Annotated in this window: 12 protein-coding genes; 8 read left to right on the top strand and 4 right to left on the bottom strand. The window is 69.1% G+C overall.

Features of this window, described 5'->3' with window-relative positions; genetic code table 11:
• Positions 1 to 22 precede the first annotated feature (22 nt).
• Positions 23 to 1,114: a CdaR family transcriptional regulator gene (locus tag VF106_RS13890; RefSeq protein WP_330840084.1), complete on the bottom strand. Its 1,092-nt coding sequence runs from the start codon at positions 1,112 to 1,114 to the stop codon at positions 23 to 25.
• 126 nt (positions 1,115 to 1,240) lie between these two features.
• Between VF106_RS13890 and VF106_RS13885 the strand changes: the two genes are divergently transcribed.
• From VF106_RS13885 to VF106_RS13870, 4 genes are read left to right on the top strand one after another with little or no spacing between them, the layout of a single operon-like run.
• Positions 1,241 to 2,143 (top strand): substrate-binding periplasmic protein, encoded by a 903-nt coding sequence (locus VF106_RS13885; protein ID WP_330840083.1) that lies wholly within the window; start codon positions 1,241 to 1,243, stop codon positions 2,141 to 2,143.
• 10 nt (positions 2,144 to 2,153) lie between these two features.
• Entirely contained in the window at positions 2,154 to 2,867 is a 714-nt protein-coding gene (locus VF106_RS13880) for an amino acid ABC transporter permease (RefSeq protein WP_330840082.1), read from the top strand.
• Positions 2,864 to 3,652, top strand: a complete 789-nt coding sequence (locus VF106_RS13875; protein WP_330840081.1) for an amino acid ABC transporter ATP-binding protein — start codon at positions 2,864 to 2,866, stop codon at positions 3,650 to 3,652. Before VF106_RS13880 ends, VF106_RS13875 begins: the two co-directional genes overlap by 4 nt.
• Positions 3,653 to 3,654: 2 nt before the next feature.
• Positions 3,655 to 4,911, top strand: a complete 1,257-nt coding sequence (locus tag VF106_RS13870; protein WP_330840080.1) for an NAD(P)/FAD-dependent oxidoreductase — start codon at positions 3,655 to 3,657, stop codon at positions 4,909 to 4,911.
• Between the two features lie 10 nt (positions 4,912 to 4,921).
• On the opposite strand, the gene VF106_RS13865 is transcribed toward VF106_RS13870, so the two are convergent.
• Positions 4,922 to 5,833, bottom strand: coding sequence for an alpha/beta fold hydrolase (locus tag VF106_RS13865; RefSeq protein ID WP_330840079.1), 912 nt, complete (start codon positions 5,831 to 5,833; stop codon positions 4,922 to 4,924).
• Positions 5,834 to 5,940: 107 nt separating this feature from the next.
• The gene (locus tag VF106_RS13860; protein WP_330840078.1) at positions 5,941 to 8,238 is read right to left on the bottom strand and encodes a tetratricopeptide repeat protein; all 2,298 of its coding nucleotides are present in this window, start codon (positions 8,236 to 8,238) and stop codon (positions 5,941 to 5,943) included.
• A 108-nt stretch (positions 8,239 to 8,346) separates the two neighbouring features.
• Between VF106_RS13860 and VF106_RS13855 the strand changes: the two genes are divergently transcribed.
• The 4 genes from VF106_RS13855 to VF106_RS13840 are packed head-to-tail and all read left to right on the top strand — an operon-like array spanning position 8,347 to position 11,291.
• Positions 8,347 to 9,003 (top strand): ESX secretion-associated protein EspG, encoded by a 657-nt coding sequence (locus VF106_RS13855; protein WP_330840077.1) that lies wholly within the window; start codon positions 8,347 to 8,349, stop codon positions 9,001 to 9,003.
• Positions 8,987 to 9,328 (top strand): hypothetical protein, encoded by a 342-nt coding sequence (locus VF106_RS13850; protein WP_330840076.1) that lies wholly within the window; start codon positions 8,987 to 8,989, stop codon positions 9,326 to 9,328. The genes VF106_RS13855 and VF106_RS13850 overlap by 17 nt, the downstream gene beginning before the upstream one ends.
• Positions 9,321 to 10,148 (top strand): hypothetical protein, encoded by an 828-nt coding sequence (locus tag VF106_RS13845; protein WP_330840075.1) that lies wholly within the window; start codon positions 9,321 to 9,323, stop codon positions 10,146 to 10,148. Before VF106_RS13850 ends, VF106_RS13845 begins: the two co-directional genes overlap by 8 nt.
• Positions 10,149 to 10,208: 60 nt before the next feature.
• Entirely contained in the window at positions 10,209 to 11,291 is a 1,083-nt protein-coding gene (locus VF106_RS13840) for a hypothetical protein (protein WP_330840074.1), read from the top strand.
• A gap of 101 nt (positions 11,292 to 11,392) precedes the next feature.
• Here VF106_RS13840 and VF106_RS13835 read toward each other — a convergent pair whose 3' ends face one another.
• A complete protein-coding gene (locus VF106_RS13835) occupies positions 11,393 to 12,013 on the bottom strand; it encodes a hypothetical protein (RefSeq protein WP_330840073.1) in 621 nt (206 codons plus the stop codon).
• Between the last annotated feature and the right edge of the window lie 151 nt (positions 12,014 to 12,164).

The following is a 12,164-nucleotide window of genomic DNA, read 5'->3' as shown; positions in this document are numbered from 1 at the left end:
ACCACCCGCGGGCGGCAAACCGCTACGAGTCCAGTTCGTCGATCAGGGCGGCCACGTACAGCGCCACCGCGAACCGGTGTTCGCGGGGGTTGCGGCCGGTGATGCGTTCGATCTTGCCGAGGCGGTAGATCAGTGTGTTGCGGTGCACGTGCAGGGCGCGGGCCGCGTTGACGAGGTGGAAGCCGCTGTCGCACCAGGCGAGGATCGTCGCGCGCAGGGCGGGCCAGTCGGGCTGGTCACGTAGGCCGCCGAGGGTTTCGGAGTGGTATCTGGCTCTGGTGCGTGGGCCGGCCGCGGCCAGCAGTTCGTGCAGGCGGAAGTCGGCGATGTGGTGCACGCGGTCCCGGCCGCCGAGCCGGCCGCCGAGTCGGGCGGCTGTCACCGCGTCGGCGTAGGAAGCACACAGCTGCGGCACGGTCGTGGCTCGTGGGCCGACGCCGATCCGGGTGTCGGGGAGCTGTTCGGCGGCCGTGTGGCACAGGTCCGGCGACCCCCGGTGCAGAACGACCAAACGGGACGGTCCGGTCGCGCCCATGATGTCCTGTGCGTCCCGGAAGATTCCGCGTAGCACTCGCAGCGTGGCGGCCTGCCGTGACGGGTCGCCGATCTCCAGGACCGCGGCGACCCGCGGCACCGTGAGGTCGAAGCCCAGATCGGCGGCGGCGCCCGCGAGGACCTCGGGTTCGAGCACGTCCGGGTCGTAGTGGGCGATGTCCCGCACCAGGTCGCCGACCGCGTTCTCCCGGATGATGCGTGACTGCAACGTCCTGGACTCGCGCAGCAGGATCTCGGTCTGGTTCTTCACCAGCATGCCGAACCGGCGCACCACCGCCGGGGAACCGGTGATGCCGACCGTGCCGATCGCCTCGTCGTCGAGCATGAGCGGCAGGGTGATGCCGGGGCGTACGCCTGACAGCTTGCGTGCGGCGGCGGCGTCGTGCGCGGCCGGCTGCTGGGTGTGGGCCACCTCCACCGACGCCTCGTGGAACTGGCCGATCCGGCGAAGGTCGCCGCTGCCGATGATGACGCCGTCACGGCCCGTGATGACCACGTTGAAGCCGCACACCTCGCTCGTCTCGCTGGCGATTTCCTGGGCGAGCGACGGAGTCAGCATGATACGGAACGTACAGCCTCAGGCGGTGAATCCGCAGGAATGCTTGGTCGATCCGTCCAGTGTCAAGCGTCATCTCCCTGATCTAGCGTGGCCTGACTCCAGGGGTGTACGGAAGGCGGCTCCCGAATGATCCCCAGACTGGTCACGGCCCTGCTTGCCATCGCGATCACAGCTTCGGCGTGCTCCTCGGCGGAGTCCGAGCAGCCCGGGTCCAACAAGGACCTCGACACCATCGAACCGGGTGTGCTGACGGTCGCCGTGCAGCCCTACGCGCCCTACACGACGCTCGTGGGCGACAAGCTCACCGGTCTGGACAGCGAGATCCTCACGACCGTGGCCGGCCGGCTCGGCCTGACCGTGCGCGCGCAGAACACCGACTTCGCGGGGATGCTGGCCTCGGTGCAGTCCCGCCGCGTGGACATCACCATCGGCGGGGTCGCGTGGACCGCCGAACGCCAGAAGCAGGGGCTCTTCACCGATCCGCCCTACTACTCGCCGCCGGCGATGGCGGTGCGGGCAGGCCAGAAGTACAAGACCATCGCGGACCTGGAAGGACACCAGCTCGGCACGGTCGAGGGCTACGTGTGGGTCAAGGCGATCCAGGTCGTGCCTGGCGCGACGCTGCGGGCGTTCCCCGACGCCAACGGCGTGTTCGACGACCTCGGCGCCGGCCGGCTCGACGTCGGGTTCCTCGACCCGCTGATCGTGATCGCGGCCGAGAAGGAGCGGCCAGAGCTGAACATCCAGACGCAGTACCTCACCCCGCCGACCGACGAGCAGGTCAAGGAACACCCGGAGTACGCCTACTTCCAGCCCTACATGACGAGCTTCTACCTGCCGAAGCAGTCGCCGAAGCTGGAAGCCGCGATCTCGAAGGAGATCCGGAAGATGTACGCGAGCGGTGAGCTGACCACGCTGATCAAGAAGTACGGCGGCGACCCGGACGAGTTCCTCAAGCCGTCGCCCGAGATGGCGGCCGCGCGAGCGGGTGTGGACCGGCCGGCCGACTGGACGCCCCCGTCGATCTGAGGAGCGCGCGATGTTCCAGGTTCCATGGTCCGAGTACGTGCCCGCCCTGCGTGACGGGCTCGTCGAGACGGCCCTGTTCACGCTCGTCGGGTTCGCCGGCGCGGTCGTGGTCGGGCTGCTGCTCGCGCTGGCCCGGCTCAGCCACCTTCGTCTACTGAGGATCCCCGCCGCGATCTACACCGAGGTGTTCAAGAACATCCCGCTGCTGGCGATCATCTTCCTGACCTACTTCGGCCTCGCGTCGGTCGGTCTGCGGTTGGACGTGTTCCAGGCGGGTTGCCTCAGTCTGATCATCTTCTACGGCGCCTACCTGTCCGAGACGTTCCGTGCCGCGATCAGCGGCATCCACAGTGGACAGCGTGAGGCGGCCGACGCGCTCGGGCTCGGGTCGGTGCGGACACTGGGCGACGTGGTGCTGCCGCAGGCGTTACGTCTTGCCCTGCCCGGCACCAACACGATGCTCGTTGACATGCTCAAGTCGACGAGCCTGCTGGTCACGATCTCGGCCGCGGAACTGATGTCCCAGGGCCGGCTCATCGCCTCGGCCACGTTCCGTGCGCTCGAGGTGTACCTGGTGATCGCGGCGCTCTACTTCGCCATCTGCTATCCGGTGTCGCAGTGTCTTCTGTGGCTGGAACGGCGGATCCGTTCCGGTGTGCCGCTGTCCCGGCGGCGGAGGAGAGTTCTGCGAGAAGCGCGGCTCCTGCTGGAGGCCACGACATGACACAGTCAGCGACCACACAGGACGGTGTCAGGGAGAAGGCGGAGCCCGTCGTCCTCGTCGAGCACCTCACGAAGTCCTTCGACGGCCGGGTCGTGCTCGACGACGTCCACCTGCGGGTGGAGAGCGGCACGATCGTGAGCATCATCGGGCAGAGCGGCGGCGGGAAGACCACGTTGCTGCGCTGTGTCAACATGCTCGAACGGCCTGACCGGGCAGAGCTGCGGGTGGCGGGGGAGACGGTCTTCTCGGGTGGGCAGCTCGTCTGCCGTGACCTGGCGGCACTGCGCCGAAAGGTGGGCATGGTCTTCCAGCGGTTCAACCTCTTCCCGCACCTGACCGCGGTGGAGAACGTCGTGCTGGGCCAGGTTCGTGCCGGCGTGCCCGAGAAAACCGCGCTGCGACAGGCGGTCGAGCTGTTGCGGCGGGTCGGGCTCGCGCACCGCGCGCTGGCCTACCCGGAGCAGATGTCCGGTGGCGAGCAACAGCGCGTGGCCATCGCGCGGGCGCTCGCACTGAAGCCGGAGGTGCTGCTGTTCGACGAGCCGACGTCCTCTTTGGACCCGGAGTCGACGGGCGAGGTGTTGCGGGTGATGCGGGAGCTCGCCGCCGACGGCATGACGATGATCCTCGTGACGCACGAGCTGCCGTTCGCGCGTGAGGTGTCTGACTGGACGGTGTTCGTCGACGGCGGCCGGATCATCGAGGAAGGCCCGCCCGCGCGGGTGCTCGGCACACCGGAACACGAGCGCACGCGTGCGTTCCTCGCCTCGTACCGGGACGGGTAGCGGTGGGGAACACGGACACGGTCCTGGTCGTCGGCGGCGGGATCGTCGGTTTGTCCACGGCCTACTACCTGCTGCGGGCCGGGATGCCGGTCGAGGTCGTGGAGCGCAGCACGGTCGCGTCGGGCGCGTCGCTCGGCAACGCCGGCTGGGTGTGCCTGAGCCACTCGGCGCCGGTCGCGTCCCCCGGGGTCGTCCGGCACGCGTTGCGGTCGCTGGGTCGGCCGGACTCACCGGTCTACCTGCGGCCGGTCGCGAACCTGGTGCCGTGGCTGCTGGGTTTCTGGCGCAACAGCACGCAGTCCCGGTTCGAGCGCGGTTACCTCGCGGTTGCGAACCTCAACCGGGACACGTTCGAGCTGTTCGAGGAGCTGCGTGAGTCCGGTGTGGACACAGGGTTGTCCCGGCCTGGCATGGTCCACGCGTTCCTGTCTCCCGCGCGAGCACGCCATCACCTGGACGTCCAGCGCATGATGGCCGGCGGCCGTTACGAGGTCCCGGCCGACGTGACGCTCGGTGACGAGGCACGCGACCTAGACCCGTCGCTCGCCGCGTCGGTCGGAGCGGCGTACCTCGTGCCGGGGGAGGGCGTGGTCGAGCCGGCCGCGTTGGCGCGTTCGCTCCGCGACCGGGTGCAGGCGCTCGGCGGCAAGGTGCGGGAAAACGTCGAGGTGTCAGGGTTCCAGCGTTCCCACGGGATGGTCACCGGCCTGCGCACCAACCAGGGCGACCTGGCGTGCGGAGCGGTGGTGATCGCGGCCGGGATGTGGTCGCCGGGTCTGCTGCGGCGCATCGACCGGCCGCTGCCGGTGCAGGCCGGCAAGGGCTACAGCTTCACGGTGGACCTCGACCCGGCGCCGGCGCACACCCTGTACTTCGGTGACCACAACCTGGTCGCCTCACCGATGAACGGCACGACGAGGATCGCCGGCACGATGGAGTTGAGCGGCAACAACAACCGCCTCGACTGGCGTCGGGTGGTGGCGCTGGCGAGGGCGAGCCGGCACTACCTCGGCAACTGGTTCACCCACGCCGACGAGCTACCCGGCCTGATCCGCGACCCGTGGGTGGGTGGGCGGCCCTTGCTGCCGGACACACTGCCGGTGATCGACCGGATTCCTGGGCACGGCAACGCTTTCCTCAACACCGGCCACGGCATGCTTGGCGTCACCCTCGGTCCGGCGTCCGGTAGAGCGGTCGCCGAGTTCGTCCACACAGGACAGCGCCCGGGCGTGCTGGAGCCGTTCCGCTTCGACCGATAGCCCGCAGACGCTACCGAGTGGCCGTGTGGTCGACGATCAGGTCGGCGATCCGCTCAGGTAGTCCTGGCGAGAACAGGTTGTGGCCCATGCCCTCGATGGTGCGCAGCCGCGCGCCAGGCACCTGCGCGGCCAGCGCTTCGGCGTGTGCGGTGGCGAAGATGGGGTCCTCGCTGCCGTGGATCACCAGGGTGGGCGAGGTGATCGAGGACAGCGGCGCGAGTCGTTCCTCGGTGAACTGGCGGCCCGCGAGGTCGTGGTTGCTGGCCGCGGCGGGATTGTGAGCCCGTCGGTGGGAGCGTTCGACGAACCGTCGTGCGGCGGGCTCGTCGAACGGCAGGACCTCGCCGTTGAGCACCCGCCAGGTCTGTAGGTCCGCGTCGATGCGTTGCTCCGGGTTCGCGCGGGGCGCCTGCGCGGATTCCATCACGTGGCGAAGGAACCGTGGCGCCGGTGGTGGCAACTCGTCCGGCGCGGCTGGCTGGCCGGCCATGGCTCGCGCCCAGGCTGGTCCCGCGTTGTTGCCCATGGGGGAGGTCATGATCGTGGTCAGGGTCTGGACCCGTGCCCCGTGGTGCACCGCCAGCCACTGGCCAATCGCGCCGCCCAGGGAGACGCCCACCACATGCGCCCGGTCGATGCCGTGGCCGTCGAGCACGGCCAGCGTGTCGGCGGCCATGTCCGCCAGCGTGTACGGATTCGCCCTGAAGTCGACACAATCCGAACAACCGGTGTCGCGGTGGTCGAAGCGAATGACCTGACGGCCACCGTGGACGAGGCGCGCGACCAGTTCGTCCGGCCAGCCGATGGCCTGCGCCGAGGTGCCCATGATCAGCAGAACACTGGGATCGTCGCGGTCGCCGAACCGCTCGGTCCACAGCCGCAGACCGCCGGACGTCACGTACTTCTCATCGCCGATCAACATGCGACGAACGATAGGTAGCCGGCGCTGCCGAACTTGCGGCCATTACCTCGGATCAACCTGGCACGACATGAGATAATGATCTAGTCGCCGCAGGCCAACCTCTCTGTCTACAGCCTGCTCAACCAGTCCTTCACTTCGTGGGCGCGAGGATCGTGCAGGTCGTCGAAGATGGTGAGGGCGTCGTGTAGGTGTTCTTCCGCGACGGTCGAATCTCCGGTGGCGTGGGCGGCTTTGCCCAGCTCGTAATGGGTTTGGGCCTCGCCGTGGCGGTCGCCGATCTCGCGTCGGATCGTCAGTGCCTGGTCGAAGTAGGTGATCGCGTCCGTGAACCGGGCGAGGTCCGTCTGGACCACGCCGAGGTCGTGCAGGGCCCAGCCCTCGCCGTACCGGTCCGGCATGGCGCGGCGGACCTCGATGGACTGGCTCAGCCAGTCGACGGCCTGCTCGAACTCGCCCAGCTCCCGGTAGGTGGTGCCGAGGTTGTGCAGGGTGACGCCCTTGCCCCAGATCTGGTCGATCATCGGCCAGATGGCCAGCGCCCGTTGGAAGCAGGTGATCGCCTGCTCGAACTGGCGCAGATCGCGGTGCGCCGAGCCGAGGATGTTGAGCGCGATCGCCTCGCCCCACAGATGGTCGAGGTCCCGCCACAGCGCGACGGCCTGTTCGAGGTGCTCGACGGCCGCCCGGTGCTCGCGAAGCTCGTAGGACGCCGCGCCGAGCCCACTGAGCAGCGCGGCCTCGCCGAGCGGTGCATGGCCGCGCCGGGCCGCGGCGAGACCGATTTCGTGCGACGTGAGCCATTCTTCCCACGGCTTGCGCACATAGCAGTAGACGGACATGGCGGCGGGGATCTTCCAGGCGACGTCGTCGTTTCCGGCGTCGGCGGCCTGGCGGGTCGCCGCCGCGAGGTTGGTACGTTCGAGATCGAACCATTCCATCGCCTGCGCGTACGTGTCGAAGACGGGCACCTCGCGGACCCGGGGCGACGGGTCGAGCGGGACACGGAGCCGGGTGGGCGTGAAGGCTTTGTCGGCCGCGTCCGCGGCGTGCAGGTACGTCTCCAGCACCCGCAGGACCGCTTCGGCGCGGTCCTGCGCGGTTTCGTCCTCGACGGCCTGCTCGGCGGCGTAGTCGTGCAACAGGTCGTGAAACCGGTAGCGGTCCTCCCCGACGCGATCCAGGAGATGCGCGCCCGAGATGATCTCGAGCAGTTCCGCGGCCTCGGTCGTGGTGATGTCGGCGAGCGCCGCGGCGGCGGGAATCCCGATCTCTGGACCGGCGTGCAGGCCGAGTAGCCGGAACAGTCGTGCCGCTCCGGTGGGCAACGCCTGGTAGGACCACGAGAACACGACGCGGACGTTCATGGTCCGGTCGTTGTCGGGCGTCGCGAGCAGGTCCAGACGATCATGGGCGGTGGCGAGCTGACTCGTGATCTCGGTCAGCGTGAGGTGCTGGCTGGACAGCGCCCGCTGCGCGGCGACGCGCAGCGCGAGGGGGAGATACGCACACCGGCGGGCGATCTCGTCCGCCGCTTCCGGTTCGGCGTCGACCCTGTCTCGGCCGATGATTCGCCGTAGCAGTTCGACGGCGTCGGGCGCGGCCAGCCGGTCGAGAACGATCTGTTGGGCGCCGTTGCTGGCGACCAGCCCGGGCAGCTCGTCGCGGCTCGTCACGATCACCAGACAGGACGACGGGCCTGGTAGCAGGGGGCGTACCTGTTCGGCCGACGCCGCGTTGTCCAGCACCACCAGCGTCTTCTTGCCCGCCAGCAGCGACCGGTACAGCGCGGTGCGTTCGTCCTCGTCCCCCGGCACCTGTGCGGCCGGAACCCCCAGCGCGCCCAGGAAGGCCGCCACCGCGTCGCCCGAGCGGCGGGGCTGGCCAGGGCCGTACCCGCGCAGGTCGACGTAGAGCTGGCCATGGGGAAAACGGTCGGTCATCCGGCTGCCCCACCAGACCGCGAGAGCGGTCTTTCCCACTCCCGCGGTTCCTTCGATCGAGGTGATCACGACGGGACTGCGGTGGTGCGGCGACCTTTTCAGCTGCTCCGTGAGAATCTCGAACTCGTCGGCGCGCCCGACGAAGTCAGCGACCGTCGCGGGCAGCTGCCGAGGTGGTGGCCGCCGCCAACCGGGCTCGGTGGATTCCGCGGGCGCTCGTTTGTTGCGTCGGGCGGCGTTCACTTCGGCCCATTTTTCGCGCCACCATTTTTCGTCGCCGGCGCACACCCTGACTATCTTGACGACCTTTTCCAGGCTCGGGAAATGCTCGCCGTCCAACGCGTCGTGCACGCCGCTTTTCGAGAGCCTCGTCTTCCTCGCGAGGTCGCGCAGGCTGTAGCCGGACGCGTTGACGAGTTCCCTGAGACGGTCGGCGAACTGCTGCGGTGACTCGACGTCGTCCATTGCGCTATCGCGTCCGAAGTTGTCCGAAGTTCTTGCCGGTCACCTCGTCGGACACGTATACCTGTGGCCGAACCGCGCCGGCAACTGCCTCGCGGATCCTACTTGCGCATGCCATCAGTCAGGGTGTTGGGGGGCAATTGTCGCGTGCCCAGTTGGTTATTGTCCAAAATGGACGTCGGGATTCTCTTGGAAACGCTGGCGTTGCCGTGCCTCCTGGAGGTGCCGTCACCAGGGGTGACCTTCGTGGAGCGGCTACGCCACGTCGAGGCGCTGAAGGTGGAGCTGGCCGAACGGGGACTCGAACCCGTCGGCGCTCTCGGCGACGCGCTCGTCCTGCTGACCTGCGGTGATTTCGTCGTCGACGGGCGACTCACCGGCGGCAGGCCGCTCGACCTGGTGGGTGCGGTGAGTGGCGACCGTGCGGCGCTCGCGGTGCGGGCGGACGACACCATCCAGATCAGCCTGATGCGCGACAGCGCCTTACCGGGCAAGATCGTCGATTTGCTGCCCACGGTGGGACATCTGGCCGGTGCTGGTAGCGCCGTCGCGCGGTTCGGCATCACGGCCAGGACGCGTGCCGACCGGGATCGCCGGGTGTGGACCTGGTACGCGTCGCAGGCGGGTGGTGTGCTCGCCGGCCCCGATTCATGGGACTCGCCGGTGTGGACGACGCTCGTACCGGCGGATTCCGCACGGGTCGGGCAATACCTGGGCAACGAGCTGTACGACCTGAGGTACGGAGGTGTCCGTGTCGTACGAGGTTGACGGTCACGACGTTTCCGCCGTGCTCCAAGCGGAACAGTTGCACATGCAGACCCACGGTTCCCCGGACTCGACGGTCGCGGTGTTCAACGACCTGCTGGAGACCAGCGATCACATCAGGGGTGTGCGCGACGAGCTGCACGGCGTGCTCCACGAGATCAGAGGGCTCGGTGGTTGGGGCCCCGTCGGCGCCGAACGGGCACTGGCCGGCTACCTCGCTGAGCTCGCCGACCTCGACACGGTCCTGACGCGCACCGCCGCTCTGTACATGGCGATCGAGGAAGACGACGTCGAGCAGCTCGGGAGAGCGGCACACGACGATGGGTGAGCACGACCCCGGCGAGCTCCTCGTGGCCGAGAAGCTCGTGGAGTGCAACGAGTTCCTCCAGCGGAGGCTCACTGTTCTCCTGGCGACCTGGCAGGGCCCGGCCGCGGAAGCCGTGGCGAGGAGCCGACAACGTCTCCTCGGGTGGGCACAGGACGCCGCGACGGCAGGACTCTTCGGCGGGGCCGGTCGGGCTGGGCAGACGGCTCGGCCGGTCACCGCCGGAGCAGGTAGCGAACATCGCGCTGAAGAAAGTCGAGGGCATCAAGTGAACCGCGCCTTGCTCCAGTTCCCGCTGCCCGAGTGGGTTCGGCTGATCCCCATGGGCGACAGCGACACCGCCGAGGGCGACCTGGTGGCGTTACTCTCCGACGCACAACCCGAGCGGCAAGGGTTTGTGCGCGGCGCCGAGTTCGAGTCGATCGCCTCGGACGTCGTCGCCGGGGCCGTGGAGGCCGGCATCTGGCTGCTCGCACTGGCCACCCCGCCGGGCCGCCCAGCCGCCCTGTTGTCGGTGACGGGTTTCCGGGTGCCGGGCACCGCCGACCAGTACACCACGACCGACCTGCTGAGCCAGTTGGAGGACCGGGGTGGTCCCGGCATCGAAGGCGCGCGCCTCACCCGGCTCGAACACGGGCAGACCGCGTTGCTGATGCACCGCACCGACAGTTCTGGCTCCCAGGCCCAGGCGTTCGTGCCCGACGCGGACGGCGGTGGGTGTCTCCTGTTCACGCTCGCCGCCCCACAGCCGGACCGCGGACCGGAACTGCTCGAACTGATCTGCGAGGTCGTCACCGCCGCTGTGCCGGTGCACCGCCCCTGACCTGCGGACCCAAGCGCGAACAACGCGGTACCAAAGCGCGCGCTGCCATCCTCCTCGGCCGTGACCATCACCCGCCGAACGTTGCTCCGTGGGCTCGCCGCTGCCGCCGCCGTGACGGCGCTGACGCCGACCCCCGCGTTCGCCGCCGGCAGGAAGTGGCACCCGGGCCACTACTTCTGGCCGTCCCAGAACCGCTGGTCACCGGACGTCCAGGCGAGCCAGTTCCTGGCGCTGGACAAGGTGGGCACGAACCCGTACATCGCGGGCATCAAGATCGGGTTCAGCTGGGCCGACCTCGAGGGCGCGCCGGGGGACTACACGCGCGGCTTCCGGATCGTCGACGCCTACCTGCGCAAGCTCGACTCGCTGCCCACCGACAAGTACCTGATGGTGCACGTCAACGAGCGGGCGTTCGGCAACCCGGGCGGCGGCGTCGTGCCGTCGTACGTGCCGGCGGTGTCCAGGCCAGCGGGGGAGACCTGGAGCGGGAACCTCGCGGTCGCGGCGAGGATGTGGGAGCCGGCGGTGATGGACCGGCTCATCGCGCTGTCCCGCGTCTTCGCGGTCCGCTACAACTCCCATCCGCGGTTCGAGCAGTTCTCCCTCGGCGAGACGGCGCTGGGAGTGCCGGCCGCGCACGGGTTCTCGACCGAGGCGTGGCGCGCCCAGCTCAAGCGCTGGTTCACCGAGAGCAAGAAGGTGTGGACGGCCACGTACCTGCGGCTGAACGCGAACTTCATCGGCAACGACGCCGCCATGCGGGACCTGATCACCCACTGCGTCGACACCACCACCCCCGGCGGGGTCACCGTCGGCGGACCGGATCCCGAGCTGCCGCTGCCGAGCATCACCCGGTTCATCACCGCCAACCGCGTGTTCCGTGGCCACGACGGCGGCGCCGACCTGCGGGGAAAGGTCGCGTGGACCGGTGAGGTGCAGGCCATGGGGCTGGGCACGCGGTTCACCCAGACGCCGAGGGAGATCTTCGACTACCACTACGACACCATGCGGGCGAGTCACCTGGTGTGGCTGCACAACACGTGGACCGGCGGTACTCCACAGCGCTGGGCCACGGGCATCCTGCCGCTCATCAACAGCGTCAGTGGCCGCAGCCACACCTCCCGCCCCACGATCGGCGCCTAATCCCCCAGGGGCGCCAGACCCTGAAGGACCCCTTCGCAGACGGTGAGCATCCCGAAGGGGTCCTTCAGGCCAGTTCGATAGACAGGCGTGACCTCTGTTGATCAGCCGGCGCTGGAGGACGACGTCACCGCTCGGCTCTTCGAACTCTCCGTGCAGCGGGTACAGGGGGCCACCCTCGCGCCGTGGTGTCTTCTCGTGACGGTCGGAGCGGTGGCGATGTGGGTCGCCATCACGCCGGTGCTGGCCGTGGCCTTCGGGGCGGTGGGGCTGGTGGGACGTGGTCGTCGTTTCGCCACACCATGCCAGGTTCGTTGCGGTGGCCGGCGGCCGCGCGGCGGTTGCTCTCCGACGAGCCGTGGCGCGAGACAGCCGTGACGGTGCTCGACACCCGCGGCACCGTGCTGGTCCTGCCCGACGGCGATCGTGTGCGTGTGCACGGCCTGTCGGCGCCGGCCCGCGAAGTGGCCGTCCGCGCCGGTCGGGTCTGGGTGGTGGGGCCCGACGCCGCCGGTCGGCTCGCGGTACGGGTCGACGGACTCCGCACGCCCTGGCCCGCGCGGCGGGTTTCCGTACGGATGGACACGCCGGCGAAGCCCACCACCGAGCCGATCCTGACCGCCTGGGGTCACCACCTCGTTGGGCGGGCGCCGGCGGCCATGCGAGAAAGCGTCCTTCATCACCGTCAGCGTGAGGAAGGACGCGTCCTTCACCACACCGCTCAAGCGCGCTGGCAATGCACCAAGTACGGGCAACACGCTGTTCACGCCACGGGCAATGTCCTGAAAGACGCTCGTGTCGTTGAACGTCCCGATCGCGTCTTTCAGGACGGACCGGGCGGTGTACCCGAAACCGCAACTCGCAGGGGCCGAACGC

The organism is Actinophytocola sp., assembly GCF_036378875.1.
In the GTDB taxonomy this organism is placed as follows: Bacteria; Actinomycetota; Actinomycetes; order Mycobacteriales; family Pseudonocardiaceae; genus Actinophytocola.
Note: the sequence above shows the minus strand (reverse complement) of the source record. Positions and strands in the feature narration are given on the sequence as shown.